The organism is Borborobacter xinjiangensis, assembly GCF_047739745.1.
Classification (GTDB): domain Bacteria; phylum Pseudomonadota; class Alphaproteobacteria; order Rhizobiales; family Rhizobiaceae; genus Pseudaminobacter.
Genome location: NZ_JBLLVA010000021.1, coordinates 1 through 17,572 on the forward strand (window position 1 = coordinate 1; position 17,572 = coordinate 17,572).

The window sequence follows — 17,572 nt, forward strand, 5'->3', positions numbered from 1 at the left end:
TGTGGCAAAGACATGGGACGGAAAAGTTCATCTATCACACTTGACCACGGTCATAAGAGCTAGCTGCCCCGAACACGATCTGAATTCACGTTAGTCTGTCTCCGAATCAAATTTCGAGTACGGCAGCCAGTCATGCGTCAATACGTCGCATCGCGGACCTCCGAGTTGTGACGACTCGTTAACCACGACTCGCCTGGATTTCGTTCCTTTCCATGAAAGTTGAGCTTCTACGCGTAGCAACTTTCGTGCCAATCGCAGGTTTTCGTGCTAACGACTCGTTAACCACGACTCCGAGTCCACATTCTTGACTTCGGAGTCCACATCGACTATATTTGAACCCATGACGACGTTGGAAGAATTTTTGAGAGCCAGATACGCCAGCCTGCAAAGGCAGCGCGCAGAACTTCACACGCAGTTAAAAGTCATTCAGAAAGAAATTGACGAAATAGAAAAGGCGTCGAGAGCATCAGGCTTGCCAGTCGTGGAAGAAAATCCGCCGATTTCCGTGGGTCAACTAAAAGATAATCGAAAAAAATCTTTCACTATGAAAGAAGCAGCCGTGGAAATCCTCCAAAAATACCCAGATGGACTTCTAGCAACCGAAATTCTGTCTAGGATGAATGAACTACTCGGGACTAACTATCCGCGATCAAGCCTTAGCCCACAACTCTCTCGACTGAAACACGAGGGGATTGTTTACGACGCAAAGGGCCGATGGATACTTGTTCCGGAGATAAGTGCGCATGATTAGCTATGAAGATCACAATAACGAATGCCGTTTCAATAGCATCAGCGAAGCAAGAATTGCCTCATAGGTTTGAGGCAACAAAAAAGCGGGCTGCACCACCAATGCATCGCCCGCTTTATGTGACTAGCCTGAAGTCAATTACGACTCGAGTCAGGCATGGTCGGATGAGAGCTGTAAGTCCCCCTTCACAAGGAATCCTTACATTAAACTCTCCGCTCATTCAACTCGGGTCAGACGCGCAAAAAGGACATGCGTAAATGACTATCGAAATCGAACTCCCCTATCCCCGTCGCCAGCGCTCTCCAGAGGTCTCCGAAGAGATGGCAGCAATTATCAAGGCATTGTTGGCCCATGGAATGACTCAGCACGATATCGCTGCTCGTTTCGGCATCAATCAGGGTCGCGTCAGCGAAATTAATAAGGGCAAGCGTCACCCTGGCATTCTGCCCGCGCAACTATAAAAGGCTGTCAGCGATGGCTAAGAAACAGAGTTCATCTCGGATATCAACGCTTGCCTCAAAAATCTTGAGCGGATCCAGGAGACCGACCGCTGCGGAAGCGAAACGCTTGGCAGCTTCGGTACTCTCTCAAGATGAGAAGAAGGGTCAGCGCAGATAATACAGAAAGGGTTGTCGCTTTGTTGGCGGCAACCCAGCCCTGGGTGGTGAACGAATGAGATGCGAGAACCCTCATCCCACCCACCCCTCATACTCCCGTATCAGCCCCTCCCACGCTTCCAGAGGCGGCAGCTTGTCGTAGCTGTGCGGCGCGCCGGTCTGGGCAAACGCCAGCTTCTCTGCTGTCCAGGTCTCGACAAAGGGCGCGAGCCGGCTCGGCTCGTCGAGCATGGTGGTGCGCAGGTTGACGAACCAGTCCATGCCTTCCGGCCGCGTGAACATCCAGCTCATGCAGTGCGGGCAGAAATAATGCCGCGTCGCGCCATGCAGCCCGCCGATCACCGGCTCTCCCTGGATGACCTCAAAACCCTCGGCGGGAATGGCGGCCGACAGCGAAAAGGCCGAAGAACTCATTTTCTGGCAGCCGGTGCAGTGGCAGGCCATGGTGACCAGTGGGGCAGCATTCACCCTGAACCGCACCTGCCCGCAGCGGCACCCGCCCTCCCATGGCAGTTTCCAGTCGCGCATTTGCCGCCTCCTGTCTTCCGGCCATCGACGGGGCAGCTTACGCAAGCCCGGCGAAAGAGGGAACCGCATGCCGTCACGTCCCGGACCGAGGATGCTCCGTGCTGCGGCTATGCTGGAAGTGGACGAGGGCAAGGCCCCGGATAGTCTCGCTCCGCGCCGGCTTCCGGGATGAGTGTGTCTGGCGGCCTCCGTTCAACTGCCTGGCGCCACCGTCAGGAACGCGCTGCCCGTTGGTATCTTCATCCCGGCCAGGAGCGAAAGCGACCGGTGAGCCGGGATTCATGCCCATCGTCCAACAAACCAAATTCGGCTCGGAACTTTGGGCGCAAATGCATCGACAGGAAGGGACAAAACACCACCCTCCCCGCTACCAAGCCGCTGAATTTACTCACACCATCGCCGGCAAGGACCGCACATCCATCCACCCCTTTTCCTCCGCTCGCATAATCCCTTGCAGTTTCTCCTGCGGGAAGGCCGATCATGACGGTGGTTGCGCGGGGAGAAACCGGCTTCCGTCCTCGCGGCTAACGTGGCCATGGGGCGGACCCGGAAAGTTCGCATGGATGGCGGCTTCATCAAAGGCCGGCCCGCCCTTCGGGGGCTGCCGGTTGAAATCAGCGGAAAGCGCTGGGCCGTCGTCCGGAAGGCATTTCTGCCGTTCCGGCAGGGAGCCGTTCCCGGCAGTGGGCGATCCCAGCGAGCGAACCGGAGACAAAGCCGGACGGGCGGCCGCAAGGTCGCATATCTAACTCAACGAGCGTCCGCGCGGCCGCCCGTCTTCCCGACTTCTCGAAAGGAAGTCCGTTCTTTGTCAATGGCCAGACGCAAAAGCGGGCGTGGCGATGAATATCTGTGCCTGGCTGCGTCTGGCCATTCGGGCCCCCTCCAGCGACGAGCGAAGCGAGGCAGCTTAAGGGCGGGGCAAAGGACCCCCAGACGCAAAGCGGGCGTGGCAGCGGAATACTGTGAGCGACCCTATCAGAACGTGGGTTCCTCGCCCCTCTGGGGAGAGGTGTCGAGGCGAAGCCGGGACGGAGAGGGGGGCCAGCTTAAGGGCGGGGCAAAGCGCGCCTCCAGACGGCAACAGCCGACGTGGCGATGCTGAGACGCGCTTTACCCTCCCCCGAGGTGGGGAGGGTCGATCCGCGTCAGCGGATCGGGGTGGGGGCATACGTCCATAGTAACTCATCACCCCCCATCAAGGAAAAGGTAAGGCGCCGCCGCCTGTCCTCTCCCCCGGGCAGGGGGAGAGGTGTCGAGGCGAAGCCGAGACGGAGTGGGGGTGCTATCGACGCTGCGCCGGAGCGATGATGATGCGTGTTCTTCAGGCGGGCGTGGCCGCGAGGGTCGGCGTGGGCGCGACGGCCGGCAACTCGGCAGGCTCCTGCAGCGGGGCTATCCGGAAATCGTCTTCCATCGGCGAGGCGGTCGGCAGTCCTGGATTGGCGGGTGCGGCCACCGGCAGCACCTCCGGCGCCACGGCCGGGGCTTTCCGTTTCATGCGGCGGCGGTCTCGGCCAAGCCCGGTTTCGTCCAGCAGGCCGCGGCGCTTGGCGTCATAATAATAGCCGCGCGCGTAGAAGCCCACGGCCCGGTCGTAATTGCCGTTCGCCACCAGATAGGCGCCGCGCAGGTAGCGCACCGCATATTTCAAATTGGTCTCGGCATCGAGCAGCCCGCTCGCCGGGCCGCGATAGCCCATGCCCCGTGCCGTATCGTGGCGGATCTGCATCAGCCCCCAATAGGGTCCGTTGCGCAGGCCGGGATTGAAGGTGCTTTCGCGCTTCACCACGCGCCGCACCAGATCGACCGGCACTTCGTAATGTTCCGCATAGCGCGCAATCAGCGCGTCGAGCTCGGGGCTGCGCGCCGCCACCGTCGCCGGGCCGAAGCGCGTGTCGGGCGCCGGCGCGGCATAGGAATTGACGCTGAGCGTGGTGTCGGCCTCGGCTTCCGCCGCCATGGCGTAGCCGACCTCGGTCGTGCCGCTCGGCGTCGGCACCAGCGCCACCACCTCCGGCAGCACCGGGTCCTCCGGAAAACTCAGCGCCAGGCTGTCCACGGCGTTCCCGCCGGTGGTCGAACAGGCGGCCAGCGCCAGAGGCGAAAGCACGATTGCAGCCAGGAAAAATCTGGAAAATGAAGGCAAACCGCGCTCTTGTCCAAATATGGCGCACGATCCGAAACGCCGGGTTCCCGGCAGGATCATGCATGAAAAACAATAGGCTGGAGCACGATGAATGCCCCGAAATGGTCCCGCCCCCGAAGCATTTCTTACATGAGCCGCATCTTTTCGGCAACGGGGCGCGCGCGCCTTTGGCGAAGCGCCCATGGCGTAGAGTGACGGCGAAATTCGCCGGCGGCCGATGTTCTTCCTTTGTACTCGCCGGCATTCATGCTAGAAGTCTGCGAGCCCCGGAAGGGAAATCATGACCGCAAGCCTTTGCTATCATCTGTTCGAAACGCAAATCGGCTGGATCGGCATTGCCTGGAGCGACGCCGGCCTGACCCGGCTGCAATTGCCGGAGCGCGACCGTGCCGCCACGCAAAGGCGGCTGCTTGCCACCATTCCCGATCGCGGCAATCAGGCGGCCCAGCCAGCCGAGCACCTGCCCGAGCAAATCGCCTCGGTCGTCGCTGCCATCACCCGTTATGCATCCGGCGAGGCGGTCGATTTTTCCGGCACGCCGGTCGATCTCGGCGGCGTCGACGCGTTCCGGCTGGCAATTTACGCTGCCGCCCGCAAGCTCGGCTTCGGTGAAGTCACCACCTATGGCGAGCTTGCCGCCCGCGCCGGCCATCCGGGCATGGCGCGCGAAACCGGTCAGGCGCTCGGCAGCAATCCGGTGCCCCTCGTGGTTCCCTGCCACCGCATTCTTGCCGCCGGCGGCAAGATCGGCGGCTTCTCGGCGCCCGGCGGTTCGGCGACGAAGGAACGTCTGCTGGCCATGGAAGGGGTGCGCGTCGGCCCGCCTCCGCCGGCACAGGCGTCGTTCGGCTTTTAGAGCATGATCGCGAAAGCGAGCTCAGAGCTAGTTCCTGTGCCGGAATATCTCCACGCGCTCGAGCGGGTCGATCTGCTCGCATTTGCGCACCGGGCATGACGCCGTATCGGCGCTGGGCACATAGGCCGGCGCGGCCCACTCGTTGAAGCTGCAATATCCCGCATGGCTGACATAGCGGTCGTAAAGCGGAAGCGAGGGGTTGCGCCGCGACTGGTAGCGCAGGATCACCGCCCCCTCCCCGTCGATGGTCGCCTGCACCTCGGCGCAGTACATGCGGGTGGGGTTGTAGCGGGACACTGCCTGCGCCTGAACGCCCAGCACCGACAGGCACAAGCCAAGCAAGACAGGTCTCATGACAGGTTTCATGGCCAATTCTCCCTTCGGGGCATTTGCATTCTGGCAGCCCGCCGCCGAGAACAGGAGCCTTAACCGGCTGAAGCTAACACAACTGCGGGGTTTCGGCGACGCCGACCCGCAACCGTCACCATCACAAGCCGGTGACGCGCTCGGTAAAACTCCGCCCTTGTGTTATTGGCCAAGAGGCACTATATCAGCCACGTTGATATTTCGGCCGATCGATCTGTAGTCCCGCGATTTTCCTCGCGTTTGCTGTTATCTATCTCCAAAATCTCGATACAAGCGGCCAGGTTCGCCTGGCCTAAACGTTGCAAACGCAAGGAACGTAAAATGGCAACTGGTACCGTTAAGTGGTTTAACGCAACCAAGGGTTTTGGCTTCATTCAGCCCGATGCAGGCGGCGCGGACGTTTTCGTCCACATCTCGGCCGTCGAGCGTGCTGGTCTTTCGAATCTCGTCGAAGGCCAGAAGATCAATTTCGAGATCGAGCAGGACCGCCGCACCGGCAAGTCCTCTGCTGGTTCTCTTTCCAAGGCCGGCTGATTTGGCGCATGGTCCCGAAGGGTCGCAAAGACCTTTCATGAAGACCATGCCAAGCTGAAAAGCGCCAGCGCGCACCGGACCGCTGAGTTCGGAGCGCGCGGCAAGTCACGGATGTACTGGCGGCCGCGCGACAAGCGCGCCGGGGTCATGATCGAAACGTCGAAGCGGCAGATTGCCGCCGGCCTCGGTCGATGAACTCCAGCAAGGTCAGCCCACTTGGATACGGAAGGCGGGGTAACTCCCGCCTTTTTGTTTTTAAAGCCCGAGCAACCCGGCCCGCATTCTACGCTACTGGAAAAACCACGGGCTCCCGTCATAGCCGAGACGCGGCTTCGGTTTCGCTCGTTCGCCGACGACCACGGTTCGCGGCGCGCTGATTGCACCGGTCGCGACGCAATCTATCCTGGCGGACGAATTCACCTTGGCGGACGAGTTCGCCGACGTCGCGCAAGCGCGCGGCGCCTCGGTCATTTTCTTGTGCCTGACCTGGTCGTGAGCGAAGGCATTTGCTGTAACGATAAAGGAAGCGACACACGTCAACAGAATGGCTTTCATGACATTCCCTCGAGTTCGCTTAAATTTTTCGAGATAGTTGACGTTACGTCAGGTCGCAGCCGCGAGCAAGCAAGCGCCCTCTCGCAAGATGGCGATCAGGGCAGCCACTCGATCGGAACATGGCCGGAGTCGGCGTGTACTCGCTCCAGCCAGGCCGAGACCGCCGGATAATCAGCGAGATCGAAGCCGCCGGCGCCTGCCTCATGCGTATAGGCATAGAGCGCGATATCGGCGACGCTGAATTCCGCACCGGCGAAAAACGCATTGCCAGCCAAATGCCGTTCCATGACGCCAAGAGCCTTGTTGCCGCGTTCCAGCGTCAGCGCCAGTCGCTCCGGCGTCGCCTCGCCGGCCCGCCTTGGCACGGTCAGCAGCGCCTTGCGCACGGCAATATAAGGCTCATGGCTGTACTGCTCGAAGAACATCCATTGATAGGCAAGCCCGCGCTGATAGGCGTCGGCGGGCAGGAAGCGGGTTCCTTCGGCAAGATAGAGCAGGATCGCGTTGGATTCGGCCAGCAGCCGTCCGTCGTCCAGCTCCAGCAGCGGCACCATCGCATTGGGGTTCTTGGCCGTATACTCCGGCGAGCGCGTTGCGCCGGTATGCGAACTCACCTCGACATGCTCGAACGGCAAGCCGAGCTTTGCCATCAAAAGACGCGGCTTGTAGCAATTGCCGCTGTCGATCATCCCATAAAGTCTTGCCATGCCGGTCGCTCCGATTTGGCGGCGCACTATCCCGCCGACGGGCACCGTCATCCAGTGAGTTTTTTCAAACGACACGTCAATGGAATCAATGCGTCACCCCAAGTGTCGGGTAACCCTGTACGGTTCGTCGAGCAGTCGCCGGATGGACAGCGGCTCCAGTTCGAAAACCGTTCCGCCGAGTGCCGCCGGGGCGAGATAGTCACCTTGGAACAGGTCGGCCCCGCATTTGTGCGCCACGCGCAAATGCCCCGGGCTGGCGATGCCCTCGACCAGCACCCTTATGCCGCGGTGACGCAGCCGCGAAATGACCGTGCCAAGCAACCTCGCCGTGGCCGCATCCTGATAGGCCTGCGCAAACCAGCCGGCCTCGACCCGCACGATATCAGGTCCGCTCAGGCCGAACTCCGTCTCGGCAAGATGCTTGCTGCCGAAAACGCCGATCGCAACGCCGAAGCCCTTCTCGCGCAATGTCCCACCGTGGCCGATCAGCGCCTGCCGATGTTCCTCGCTCGCGTCGAACTCGCAGACAAGCCGGCGCGGCCGCGGCAGCACTTCATAATCGTCGGCGTCCACCGTTTCATCCAGCCATGGCGAAAGTTCCCCGTTCAGGATCGGATGATAACCAACCCACAGATCGAGCCCATCGATGCCGACATGGCGATAATTGGCAAGACCGAGAGCAGAGCACAGGCCGATGACCCCCGACATATCGGCTGGATTCAAACCCGCGCGGAAATCGGCAAAGGCGATCTGCTTGCCACCCGTGAACGGCACGGTTGAAGCTTTGACGCCGATTGGCACCAGTTTGTCGCCCTCCTTCGAGAACAGAGGCCGATATGCGCTCTTCAGCCGGTAGGCTTCATGAACGCCGATTGCGATGCCGAGTTCGTCGACGACGATAGCCTGTCTTACGCCGGCTGGTCCGCCAGATGCCGCATTCATGGCGCTATTCTCCCTGCAAGTCTTTTGATAGCGGCTTGAGATGCCGCCTCGTTGCCCCGACACTTGCATCCAACATTTGCGCCGGCGTTAATGAGGCATGTGGCGGCACAACTTTGCGCAGGCAGGCTTAACCAGCCCTTGCGATTTCCCGCGCAATCCGACATGACAAGCCCGGCCCAACTCGGGCCAATCCATGAAAAGGAGACAGACAGTCATGGCCTTCCTCGCCGACGCCCTTTCCCGCGTAAAGCCTTCCGCGACCATTGCGGTCAGCCAGAAAGCGCGCGAGTTGAAAGCGAACGGCCGTGACATCATCGGCCTTGGTGCTGGCGAGCCGGATTTCGACACGCCCGACAACATCAAGAATGCGGCCATCGAGGCGATCCGCCGTGGCGAGACGAAGTATCCGCCGGTTTCCGGCATCGTGCCTCTGCGCGAGGCGATCGCCGCCAAGTTCAAGCGCGAAAACAATCTGGACTACAAGCCGGCGCAGACGATCGTGGCCACCGGCGGCAAGCAGATCCTGTTCAACGCCTTCATGGCGACGCTGAACCAGGGCGACGAGGTGGTTATCCCGACGCCTTATTGGGTCAGCTATCCTGAGATGGTGCTGTTGTGCGGCGGCACGCCGACCTTCGCCGAAACCACGGCCGACAACGGCTTCAAGCTGAAGGCGGCCGCACTCGAGAAGGCGATCACGCCGCGCACCAAATGGCTGGTGCTGAACTCGCCGTCGAACCCGTCGGGTGCGGCCTATACCGAGGCCGAGCTCAAGGAAATCGCCGACGTGCTCCTGAAGCACCCGCAGGTCTGGGTGCTTACCGATGACATGTACGAGCATCTGACCTATGGCGATTTCGTCTTCAAGACCATCGCCGAGGTCGAGCCGCGCCTTTATGAACGCACGCTCACCATGAACGGCGTGTCGAAGGCCTATGCAATGACCGGCTGGCGCATCGGCTACGCCGCCGGCCCGATCGAACTCATCAAGGCGATGGACATGATCCAGGGCCAGCAGACCTCCGGCGCCTGCACCATCGCCCAGTGGGCGTCGGTCGAAGCGCTGACCGGCCCGCAGGACTTCATCGCCCGCAACAAGGCGATCTTCCAGGGTCGGCGCGATCTTGTCGTGTCGATGCTGAACCAGGCGCGCGGCATCACCTGCCCGTCGCCCGAAGGTGCCTTCTACGTCTATCCGTCCTGCGCCGGGCTGATCGGCAAGAAGACGGCTTCCGGCAAGACCATCGACACCGACGAGACGTTCTGCAGCGAACTGCTGGAAGCCGAAGGCGTGGCGGTGGTGTTCGGCTCGGCCTTCGGTCTCGGGCCCAACTTCCGCATCTCCTACGCCACCTCCGAGAAATTGCTGGAAGAGGCCTGCACCCGCATCCAGCGCTTCACGGCGTCGCTGAGCTGACCTGCCTTAATCATCATTCGGCTGATGAAGAACCCGGCCTCGCGCCGGGTTTTTCTTTGAACCGGGATGCTCGTCCCTTGCGCCGGCTCAATTCCCTTGCCCTCGACCCGGAGCCATGGGACGATGCATTCCACGCGACGGTCGTCAGGCCGGCCGCCGCTCGAAGGATAACGCCTGAGTGGAGGTCAGCATCATGGCAAGTCGCGCCGGAGGACGACGCACGGGACCGAAATGCATCGCCATCGTCGGTCCCTTTTCAAGCGGAAAAACCACCCTTCTTGAAGCCATACTCGCCCGTACCGGCGCCATTTCCCGGCAGAATCCGGTAACGTCCGGCAACTCCGTTTCCGACTATTCGGCCGAGGCCCGCGCTCACGCCATGAGCGTGGAAGCGACATTCGCCAGCACCGAATTCATGGGCGACGACCTGACCTTCGTCGATTGCCCGGGTTCGGTGGAGTTCGCCTTCGAGGCCGAGCCGGTTCTCGCCGCCTGCGATCTGGCGGTTGTCGTCGCCGAAGCCGACGAAAAGAAAATTCCGGCCTTGCAGCAGATCATGCGCACGCTCGACGAGATCGGTCTGCCGCGCATCCTGTTCCTCAACAAGATCGACAAATCCACCATCGGCGTGCGCGATACGCTCAAGATGCTGCAGCCGGCAAGTTCCGTGCCGCTGCTGCTGCGCCAAATTCCGCTGCGCAAGGATGGCATCGTCGTCGGCTCGATCGACCTGGCGCTCGAGCGCGCCTATGTCTACCGCGAATATGCGCCAAGCGAGATCGCCGAAATTCCCGGTGACGACAAGGCGCGCGAGCTGGAGGCCCGCTTCTCCATGCTCGAAACCCTGGCCGACCATGACGATCATCTGATGGAGCAGTTGCTGGAGGAGATCGAGCCGCCAAAAGATGCGGTTTTCGACAATCTTTCGGCCGACCTGCGCGACGGCACGGTCACCCCAGTCCTCATCGGCACGGCGGAAAAAGGCAACGGCGTGCTGCGTCTCTTGAAAGCGATCCGCCATGACGCACCGGATGTCGCGGCGACGCGCATTCGCCTCGGTGTGCCCGAGGGAACCGCCACGGTGGCGCAGATCATGAAGACCATCTACACGCCGCATGGCGGCAAGCTGTCGGTCGCGCGCGTCCTGTCGGGCAGCCTCGCCGACGGCACCGAGCTGTTCCTGCCCGGCGGTGCGGCCGTTCGTGTCTCCGGCGTCTACCGCATGTTCGGCAAGGACCAGACCAAGCAGCCCTCCGCCGGCGAAGGCGAGACCGTGGCGCTCGGCAAGCTCGACGCGGCGCGAACCGGTCAGACCCTGTCGTCCATCAAGGGCGGCATCGCCCCGCTCGTCGAACTCTCGCCACCGCCGCCGGTATTTTCGATGGCGCTGCGGCCGAAGGAGCGCAAGGACGACGTGAAGATGTCGGCGGCGATCCAGCGCCTCGCCGAGGAGGACCCTTCCCTGACACTGCGCCAGCAGCAGGAAAGCGCCGAGACGGTGCTGTCCGGTCACGGCGAAATGCATCTGCGCGTCACGGTCGAGCGGCTGGAGGGCCGAAACCAGATACCGGTGGAAGGCCGCGTGCCGGCCGTGCCCTATCGCGAGACCATCCGCAAATCGACGCAGCAGCGCGGCCGCCACAAGAAGCAGTCGGGCGGGCACGGCCAGTTCGGCGATGTCGTGGTGGAGATCAAGCCCCTGCCCCGCGGCACCGGCTTCCAGTTCACCGACACCATCACTGGCGGCGTGGTGCCCAAGACCTACATCCAGTCGGTCGAAGCCGGCGTCCGCGACTACCTGAAATCCGGTCCGCTCGGCTTTCCGGTCGTCGATGTCGCCGTCAACCTATCGGACGGTTCCTACCACGCCGTCGATTCCTCCGACATGGCGTTCCAGATGGCGGCGAGGCTCGCCATGAAGGAAGGCATGGCAGCCTGCTCGCCTGTGCTTTTGGAACCGATCATGAAGGTCGAGATCTTCACGCCCTCCGATGCGACGGCCAAGATCACCGGCATCGTGCCGCAGCGGCGCGGTCAGATCCTCGGCTATGACGCGCGGCCCGGCTGGCCGGGATGGGACGTCGTTGACGCAACCATGCCGCAAGCCGAGATCGCCGACCTTATCATCGAGCTGCGCTCGGCGACGGCCGGCGTCGCCAGTTATCGCGCAGTGTTCGACCATATGGCCGAACTCACCGGGCGGCTGGCCGATGAGGCGATGAACGCCAACGGCAAGGCGGCCTGATCGGAAATGGACACGGCGCCCGGATTAAGATCCGGACGCCGCGTTTGCGGACCGTGCCACCGTTGGGAGTGGGAGGAGGCGGCACGTCAGGTCCGCCGCATGCGATTTCCACATTGGCCGCGGCAGAATAGTTGGACGCGACCGTTACCTGAGTCCTGGCCGACCGGGTGATGCCCCCATCTCCCGACGACCCGTCGCGTCCTGTAACCCACCTAACAAAGATGGGGCAGGTCGGGCAGGTTACCGGATGTTACATGTCACGGTTACGTCGGCCGGCAAGTAAGGCGGCGGAATTAATTCATCCGCCCAATTCGTCACGACGACACAGCTTGGGCCACGGTGCCAGAAAACAAAAAAGCCGGATCTGAAAGACCCGGCTGAGTTTGTTGGAGTGCTAATTAAAGCTACCTCCAGAGGGGAACACTCGAGGGCGCTAATGGGAGGAGGAACGCGCCCTGGAGATGATTGTTATATGGGCCGTCCATGCCTGAGAAACAAGCACAATCCTTGCAAGGCACCCATGCAAAATGACGCAGCCTTTGATCCAGATGGCCGCCTCAATAGGACCAGTTGCGCGCCTTGGCGATGACGAAGTCCCGGAAAACATGGAGTTTCGCCTGGTTCTTCATCGCATCGGGATAGCAGAAATAAGTGTCGAACGACGGCACTTCCGTCTCGCCCAGCAATTTCACCAGCCCTGCATCCTTGCTCACGACGTAATCAGGCAGCATGGCGATGCCGGCTCCGGTCTGCACCGCGCGCTTGACCGAAAGGATATCGTTGATCTGCAGATTGGCGATCCGCTGGCCGCCGTCGAAATCGCCGACCGTCTCCAGCCAGTTGAGTTCGCTCAGATGCGGCGGCACCGGCACGCCGAAGGTTACGATGCGGTGCTTCTTCAGATCCGCCATCGTCTCCGGACGGCCGTGCTTCTCGATATAGGAGGGTGCGGCATAGAGATGGAAATGCACGGTGAAGAGACGCCGCTGGATCAGATCGGGCTGCTGCGGCTGGCGCAACCTGATGGCACAATCGGCCTGGCGCATGGTCAGGTCGAGTTCTTCATTGGCCAAGATGAGCTGAAGGTTGATCTCGGGATAGAGTTCAAGGAATTCCTGGACCCGTTCGGTCAGCCAGCCGGCGCCGAGGCCGACCGTCGTCGTCACCCTCAGAATGCCCGACGGCCGATCCTTGGCCTCGATCAGGCGCGTCTTGATCGATTCCAGCTTCATCAGCACGTCATGGGCGGTGCGGAACAGCATCTCGCCCTGTTCGGTCAGCACCAGGCCGCGCGCATGACGGTGAAACAGCGGCACGCCGACATCATGCTCCAGCGCACCCACCTGCCGCGAGATCGCCGACTGCGACAGTCGCAGCGTCTCGGCCGCATGCGTAAACGACCCGGCTTCCGCCGCGGCGTGGAACACGCGTAGCTTGTCCCAGTCCAGTGCCATGTTCCCCTCGTTCCGCCGGCCTTTTGCGGTCGGTCTGCTTTTCATTCCGCCGCTTCGCGAACTGCTTCCACGCCCGCCAGATATTTTTCCGCCTCCAGCGCGGCCATGCAGCCAAGTCCTGCCGCCGTCACCGCCTGCCGGTAGACATCATCGGCCACGTCGCCGGCCGCGAACACGCCCGCAACATCGGTGCGGGTCGAACCCGGCTCGGTCCAAAGATAGCCGTTCGGCTTCTGCTTCAGCTTGCCGACGAACAGTTCCACCGCCGGCGCATGGCCGATCGCCACGAAGACGCCGTCGGCCTTGAGATGGCTTTCCACGCCGGTCACCACATTGCGCAGCTTCAGGCCATCGGCCGAAGGTGGCAGCGGCGCCTTGCCCGGATTGCCGGTGATCTCGTCCACCACCGTGTCCCAGATCACCCTGATGTTCTCCTTCTTGAACAGCCTTTCGCGCAGAATGCGCTCGGCGCGAAAATCGCTGCGCCGGTGGATCACCGTCACGCTCCTGGCGAGATTCGACAGATAGAGAGCCTCTTCCACCGCCGAATTGCCGCCGCCGATCACCGCCACATCCTTGCCGCGATAGAAGAAGCCGTCGCAGGTCGCGCAGGCCGACACGCCGAAGCCCATGTAGGTCTGCTCGCTCGGAATGCCGAGCCACTTCGCCTGCGCGCCGGTGGCGATGACCAAAGCGTCGCAGCTATATTGCGTTCCTGAATCGCCCTTCAGCCGAAACGGCCGCACGTCGAGATCGACCTCGACGATCATGTCGTTGACGATCTCGGCTCCCACATGCTCGGCCTGCTTGAGCATCTGCTCCATCAGCCACGGCCCCTGGATCGGTTCGGCGAAGCCCGGATAGTTCTCGACATCGGTGGTGATCGTCAGTTGCCCGCCCTGCTGCAGGCCCGCCACAAGCACAGGTTTCAGCATGGCGCGCGCCGCATAGATCGCTGCCGTATAGCCCGCCGGTCCGGAACCGATGATGAGGACAGGCGCGTGTTTGGTCGTCATATGAAAAACCTTCGTCATCTGCGCGGCGCATCAGGCACGCCACGGAACTCGCGGCTAATTTAGGTGCTGGCAGGCGCGCCAGCAAGGCGGCGATTCGACCGTCCCCGGAAAGCTTGCAGCAGGCCGCGGCTGCAAGTCTTGATTGCGCCGGGCCTTACATTCGCGAACCGACCAAACAGTTCCGCTTTTCCTGTCCGCGAAGAACGTTTATTACACGTACGCGACAGATTCTTACGCCCACCGGACTGGAACCCCAAAAATGCCGCTCAAAGCCGACCTCGACGCGATCGACTGGAGGATTCTGCGCGAACTTCAAGATGACGGACGCATCACCAATGTCGAATTGTCGCAACGCGTCGGCATCTCGGCACCTCCGTGCCTCCGGCGCGTCAAGCGGCTGGAAGAGGCGGGCATCATTCGCGGCTATCGCGCGCTGCTCAACGGGCCATCGCTCGGCATGGATGTCGTCGCCTTCTGCCTGGTCGGCCTGCATCATCATGCCGAAAGCGAGCTCAAGGCCTTCGCCGACCGCACGCGGCTATGGCCGATCGTGCGCGAGGCGTGGATGGTCTCGGGAGACAGCGACTTCCTGCTCCACTGCGTGGCAAGCGACCTCGCCGCCTTCCAATCCTTCGTCATCGAGGAACTGACCTCCGCGCCCAATGTCGACACGGTGCGCACGGCCCTCACCATCCGCCAGGTCAAGGACGAGGGCCTCGTGGCGATTGGCGACCGGCATTGATACTCCGCTATGCCAAGCCGGCAGCGCCGCTCAGCCTTTGCTGATAATGGCCGCCGTTCGCAGCGACAGCCGGTAAAACGACCGTTTTACCTCCCGCGACAACACCTCGCCTAGCGGTTTTCCGGCTTTTTGCACGACGGTGCCGCCCAGCAGATGATCGATCTGGCGAATACAGACAGGCCTCGTCGCCAATATCCGCATAGATCTTAGCCAACGCATCTGGATGGTTGTGTCGACCGGCCGATCGAACAGGCTGGTCGACTCCAGCAACTCCATCGCCGCCTGCCGCCCGACGAGTTGCATCTGCGTTCCAAGCCCCACCTGCGCCGGTTCGACCAGCGTCACACCGGCGCCGCCAGCCACGGTGCGACCCGCATCGGTATGGCTGCGAAAACCGAACCGCACATAATCCCCCGGCTGGACCTGCGCCAATGCCAGCTTCAGCGCTTGCGGAAAAAGTGCTGCATCCGGCTCGACATCGTCCTCCACGATCAGACCGGCATCGAGCTGCCGATCGACGATGGCCTGCCACACCTTGCGGTGAGAAAGGAAGCAGCCGATCTCGCCCCGGCTCAGTTCGAACGGATAATACGGCCGGTACAGGTTACGTCGATAGACGGCGCTCACCTCCGCCTCGCTCAACGCCCGCCCATCCACTGCGTCGATGACGCTGGTCGGCAACGGCAGACCGGCCAAAAGAGCCTCGACCTGCCTGCGGCGCTGTTCGGCGCGCGGCAGGTGGATGATGAAAGCTTCTGTGGGCATCGACCAGATCCTGGGAGGGTCAATTAGAGGCGAGATGGGCGGGGCTGCTCAAGCGCTGTGCGTTCGGACGGAATTGTATGAACAGATGATATTGCTCAAACCATGACGCTGACGTGTCATGATGCGCCCGCGGGCTCCTACCGCTCGGCCCACACGTGATCGTAGACGCGGCGAATTCCTTCCGCCTCGCGTTGCAGCGGAAACAGCGCCTTGACGTCGGCCGCCGCATTGGCCCCATGCGCCGCCGCCAGCGCCGGATCGGCCAGATAGGGCCTGATCGCCTCGCGCAGCGCCGCGCCGTCGCCGGCCGGGGCCACGGCGCCGGTCTGCCCGACATCGACCATCTCGGCATAGGCGCCGGCGTCGCTTGCCACCACCGCCGTGCCCGACGCCATCGCTTCCAGCGGCGTCAGGCCGAACCCCTCATTGCGCGAGGGCGCGACATAGAGCGAGATGCGCCTGTACCAGGGCTTGATGTCGTCCACCTCGCCGAGGAACACGATGCGCTGCGACAGCCCCGCCTTCGCCACCCGCGCCTTGAGATCGTCGCCGAACGCCTTGTGTTCCGGCGTCACCCGACCGGCGATCACCGCCGTCCATTCCGGATAGTGCGGCAGAAGCTCGATCATCGCATCGACGAACAGGTCGGTGCCCTTCTGGTGGCGGATGCGCCCGAAGCAGCCGACGGCATATTTGCCGGGTAGGCCGGAAGCGGAAAACCCGTCGTCGCTGCCTTTGGGTGGATAGAACGCGTCGAGATCGACGCCATGCATGACGACGGTATGAGGAACCTGGAGAAATCCGCCGGAGCGTGCGCTGGTGGCGATCACCGCGTCCATGCGCCGGATCAGCCAGCGGGTAAACGGTTTATGGTGACGCTGCGCCGCCGAGGTGAAGACCAGCTTTAGCGGCATGCGCAGCACCGATTTCAGCAGCAGCCCCGCCACCATTTCGGTATTGCGCCTGGCGTGCCAGATGCGCTTGCGGCCGGATTTCGGCCGGGTGGCCAGCGCCGGCACCTGCCACCAGCGCATTTTCGGCAGACTGTCGGGCAGGCCCGGACCAAGCGTTGCGATGCCGAGTGTGCGTGCCTGCACCGGCACAAGCTGGACGATCGTGCTGGTGACGCCCGAAAGCCGCCGCTTCAGGTTGGGCGCGACGACTTCGATCCGGCTCATATCGACGCTGGCGTGATGCCCCGTCGCCAGGGTCGCAGGCGTGGTGCCCGTGGAAGCGGCCATTGGCCGACCGCCTTTCAGATGAATTGAACCTGCACGACCTCGTAGCCGCGTGAGCCGCCAGGCGCATTGACCTCGATCGATTCGCCGACTTCCTTGCCGATCAGAGCCCGCGCGATCGGCGAGGAGATCGAGATGCGGCCGAGCTTCACATCGGCCTCCTGGTCGCCGACGATCTGGTAGGTCTTTTCCTCTTCGGTGTCCTCGTCGACCAGCTTGACGGTGGCGCCGAACTTGATCTTCTCGCCCGAGAGCTTGGAAATGTCGATCACTTCGGCGCGCGCGATAAGGTCTTCGAGTTCGTTGATGCGGCCTTCATTCAGGCTCTGCGCCTCCTTGGCCGAATGATATTCGGCATTTTCCGAAAGGTCGCCATGCGAGCGCGCCTCCGAGATCGCCTCGATGATGCGGGGGCGCTCGTCCTGCTGGCGCCAGCGCAGCTCTTCCTTCAGCGTCTCGAATCCCCCGGCGGTCATCGGAACCTTATTCATGATAATCGGCCCTTTCCTCAAACAGTTCGGGTGTCCCCGGCCATCTCTGGCGGAGCCTCCCCTACATAAAAATAAAACGGTCCAGCAGCCTCAGCTACGGGTACCGCTCAGTCACTCCCGCCCAATATAGCAAGCTTCACGCGCTTTTCACGTCAAAAAATCAGGCCGCGAACCGCCCGATTTCACCGCATCGTGATCGCGT

Annotated in this window: 17 protein-coding genes; 7 read left to right on the forward strand and 10 right to left on the reverse strand. The window is 62.1% G+C overall.

All coding sequences use genetic code 11. The features are described 5' to 3' along the window. Positions 1-340 precede the first annotated feature (340 nt). The gene (locus ACLKMW_RS19180) at positions 341-751 is read left to right on the forward strand and encodes a hypothetical protein (RefSeq protein WP_415726111.1); all 411 of its coding nucleotides are present in this window, start codon (positions 341-343) and stop codon (positions 749-751) included. 254 nt (positions 752-1,005) lie between these two features. Continuing rightward, positions 1,006-1,209, forward strand: coding sequence for a sigma factor-like helix-turn-helix DNA-binding protein (locus ACLKMW_RS19185; protein ID WP_415726113.1), 204 nt, complete (start codon positions 1,006-1,008; stop codon positions 1,207-1,209). A 228-nt stretch (positions 1,210-1,437) separates the two neighbouring features. Here ACLKMW_RS19185 and ACLKMW_RS19190 read toward each other — a convergent pair whose 3' ends face one another. Both ACLKMW_RS19190 and ACLKMW_RS19195 read right to left on the reverse strand, forming a co-directional pair. After that, on the reverse strand, positions 1,438-1,893 hold the full coding sequence (locus ACLKMW_RS19190; protein WP_415726114.1) for a GFA family protein: 456 nt from the start codon (positions 1,891-1,893) through the stop codon (positions 1,438-1,440). Between the two features lie 1,324 nt (positions 1,894-3,217). Continuing rightward, positions 3,218-4,042: a transglycosylase SLT domain-containing protein gene (locus ACLKMW_RS19195; protein ID WP_415726115.1), complete on the reverse strand. Its 825-nt coding sequence runs from the start codon at positions 4,040-4,042 to the stop codon at positions 3,218-3,220. Positions 4,043-4,322: 280 nt separating this feature from the next. On the opposite strand from ACLKMW_RS19195, the gene ACLKMW_RS19200 reads away from it, so the two are divergent. Continuing rightward, positions 4,323-4,898, forward strand: coding sequence for a methylated-DNA--[protein]-cysteine S-methyltransferase (locus ACLKMW_RS19200; protein WP_415726116.1), 576 nt, complete (start codon positions 4,323-4,325; stop codon positions 4,896-4,898). A gap of 27 nt (positions 4,899-4,925) precedes the next feature. On the opposite strand, the gene ACLKMW_RS19205 is transcribed toward ACLKMW_RS19200, so the two are convergent. Continuing rightward, positions 4,926-5,252 carry a hypothetical protein gene (locus tag ACLKMW_RS19205; protein WP_415726117.1) on the reverse strand — a complete coding sequence of 109 codons (327 nt, stop codon included), beginning with the start codon at positions 5,250-5,252 and terminating at the stop codon, positions 4,926-4,928. Positions 5,253-5,585: 333 nt separating this feature from the next. Between ACLKMW_RS19205 and ACLKMW_RS19210 the strand changes: the two genes are divergently transcribed. After that, positions 5,586-5,798 carry a cold-shock protein gene (locus tag ACLKMW_RS19210; RefSeq protein WP_415726118.1) on the forward strand — a complete coding sequence of 71 codons (213 nt, stop codon included), beginning with the start codon at positions 5,586-5,588 and terminating at the stop codon, positions 5,796-5,798. Positions 5,799-6,448: 650 nt separating this feature from the next. Here ACLKMW_RS19210 and ACLKMW_RS19215 read toward each other — a convergent pair. Then, complete coding sequence (locus ACLKMW_RS19215) at positions 6,449-7,060, reverse strand: glutathione S-transferase family protein (RefSeq protein WP_415726119.1); 612 nt, start codon at positions 7,058-7,060, stop codon at positions 6,449-6,451. 93 nt (positions 7,061-7,153) lie between these two features. Beyond that, positions 7,154-8,002: an EAL domain-containing protein gene (locus ACLKMW_RS19220; RefSeq protein ID WP_415726120.1), complete on the reverse strand. Its 849-nt coding sequence runs from the start codon at positions 8,000-8,002 to the stop codon at positions 7,154-7,156. A gap of 214 nt (positions 8,003-8,216) precedes the next feature. Here ACLKMW_RS19220 and ACLKMW_RS19225 point away from each other — a divergent pair, with 214 nt between their 5' ends. Together ACLKMW_RS19225 and ACLKMW_RS19230 are read left to right on the forward strand one after the other, a co-directional pair. After that, the gene (locus ACLKMW_RS19225; RefSeq protein WP_415726121.1) at positions 8,217-9,419 is read left to right on the forward strand and encodes a pyridoxal phosphate-dependent aminotransferase; all 1,203 of its coding nucleotides are present in this window, start codon (positions 8,217-8,219) and stop codon (positions 9,417-9,419) included. 193 nt (positions 9,420-9,612) lie between these two features. Next, on the forward strand, positions 9,613-11,664 hold the full coding sequence (locus ACLKMW_RS19230; RefSeq protein ID WP_415726122.1) for an elongation factor G: 2,052 nt from the start codon (positions 9,613-9,615) through the stop codon (positions 11,662-11,664). 557 nt (positions 11,665-12,221) lie between these two features. On the opposite strand, the gene ACLKMW_RS19235 is transcribed toward ACLKMW_RS19230, so the two are convergent. Further along, positions 12,222-13,118, reverse strand: coding sequence for a LysR family transcriptional regulator (locus ACLKMW_RS19235; RefSeq protein ID WP_415726123.1), 897 nt, complete (start codon positions 13,116-13,118; stop codon positions 12,222-12,224). Between the two features lie 41 nt (positions 13,119-13,159). Continuing rightward, positions 13,160-14,134 (reverse strand): thioredoxin-disulfide reductase, encoded by a 975-nt coding sequence (gene trxB, locus ACLKMW_RS19240; RefSeq protein ID WP_415726124.1) that lies wholly within the window; start codon positions 14,132-14,134, stop codon positions 13,160-13,162. Between the two features lie 259 nt (positions 14,135-14,393). On the opposite strand from trxB, the gene ACLKMW_RS19245 reads away from it, so the two are divergent. Beyond that, positions 14,394-14,876, forward strand: coding sequence for an Lrp/AsnC family transcriptional regulator (locus ACLKMW_RS19245; protein WP_415726125.1), 483 nt, complete (start codon positions 14,394-14,396; stop codon positions 14,874-14,876). Between the two features lie 30 nt (positions 14,877-14,906). On the opposite strand, the gene ACLKMW_RS19250 is transcribed toward ACLKMW_RS19245, so the two are convergent. From ACLKMW_RS19250 to greA, 3 genes are all read right to left on the reverse strand, one after another. Then, positions 14,907-15,641 carry a glycosyltransferase family 25 protein gene (locus tag ACLKMW_RS19250; RefSeq protein ID WP_415726126.1) on the reverse strand — a complete coding sequence of 245 codons (735 nt, stop codon included), beginning with the start codon at positions 15,639-15,641 and terminating at the stop codon, positions 14,907-14,909. A 137-nt stretch (positions 15,642-15,778) separates the two neighbouring features. Beyond that, the gene (locus ACLKMW_RS19255; protein WP_415726206.1) at positions 15,779-16,819 is read right to left on the reverse strand and encodes a glycosyltransferase family 4 protein; all 1,041 of its coding nucleotides are present in this window, start codon (positions 16,817-16,819) and stop codon (positions 15,779-15,781) included. A gap of 77 nt (positions 16,820-16,896) precedes the next feature. Beyond that, positions 16,897-17,370: a transcription elongation factor GreA gene (greA, locus tag ACLKMW_RS19260; protein WP_415726128.1), complete on the reverse strand. Its 474-nt coding sequence runs from the start codon at positions 17,368-17,370 to the stop codon at positions 16,897-16,899. Positions 17,371-17,572: the final 202 nt, after the last annotated feature.

Coding starts and splice junctions, on each gene's coding strand:
- ACLKMW_RS19245 (WP_415726125.1), top strand. CDS start 14,394: ATGCCGCTCAAAGCCGACCTCGACGCGATCGACTGGAGGATTCTGCGC.
- ACLKMW_RS19185 (WP_415726113.1), top strand. CDS start 1,006: ATGACTATCGAAATCGAACTCCCCTATCCCCGTCGCCAGCGCTCTCCA.
- ACLKMW_RS19205 (WP_415726117.1), bottom strand. CDS start 5,252: ATGAGACCTGTCTTGCTTGGCTTGTGCCTGTCGGTGCTGGGCGTTCAG.
- ACLKMW_RS19255 (WP_415726206.1), bottom strand. CDS start 16,819: ATGAGCCGGATCGAAGTCGTCGCGCCCAACCTGAAGCGGCGGCTTTCG.
- ACLKMW_RS19220 (WP_415726120.1), bottom strand. CDS start 8,002: ATGAATGCGGCATCTGGCGGACCAGCCGGCGTAAGACAGGCTATCGTC.
- ACLKMW_RS19225 (WP_415726121.1), top strand. CDS start 8,217: ATGGCCTTCCTCGCCGACGCCCTTTCCCGCGTAAAGCCTTCCGCGACC.
- trxB (WP_415726124.1), bottom strand. CDS start 14,134: ATGACGACCAAACACGCGCCTGTCCTCATCATCGGTTCCGGACCGGCG.
- ACLKMW_RS19180 (WP_415726111.1), top strand. CDS start 341: ATGACGACGTTGGAAGAATTTTTGAGAGCCAGATACGCCAGCCTGCAA.
- ACLKMW_RS19250 (WP_415726126.1), bottom strand. CDS start 15,641: ATGCCCACAGAAGCTTTCATCATCCACCTGCCGCGCGCCGAACAGCGC.
- ACLKMW_RS19235 (WP_415726123.1), bottom strand. CDS start 13,118: ATGGCACTGGACTGGGACAAGCTACGCGTGTTCCACGCCGCGGCGGAA.
- ACLKMW_RS19190 (WP_415726114.1), bottom strand. CDS start 1,893: ATGCGCGACTGGAAACTGCCATGGGAGGGCGGGTGCCGCTGCGGGCAG.
- greA (WP_415726128.1), bottom strand. CDS start 17,370: ATGAATAAGGTTCCGATGACCGCCGGGGGATTCGAGACGCTGAAGGAA.
- ACLKMW_RS19215 (WP_415726119.1), bottom strand. CDS start 7,060: ATGGCAAGACTTTATGGGATGATCGACAGCGGCAATTGCTACAAGCCG.
- ACLKMW_RS19230 (WP_415726122.1), top strand. CDS start 9,613: ATGGCAAGTCGCGCCGGAGGACGACGCACGGGACCGAAATGCATCGCC.
- ACLKMW_RS19200 (WP_415726116.1), top strand. CDS start 4,323: ATGACCGCAAGCCTTTGCTATCATCTGTTCGAAACGCAAATCGGCTGG.
- ACLKMW_RS19210 (WP_415726118.1), top strand. CDS start 5,586: ATGGCAACTGGTACCGTTAAGTGGTTTAACGCAACCAAGGGTTTTGGC.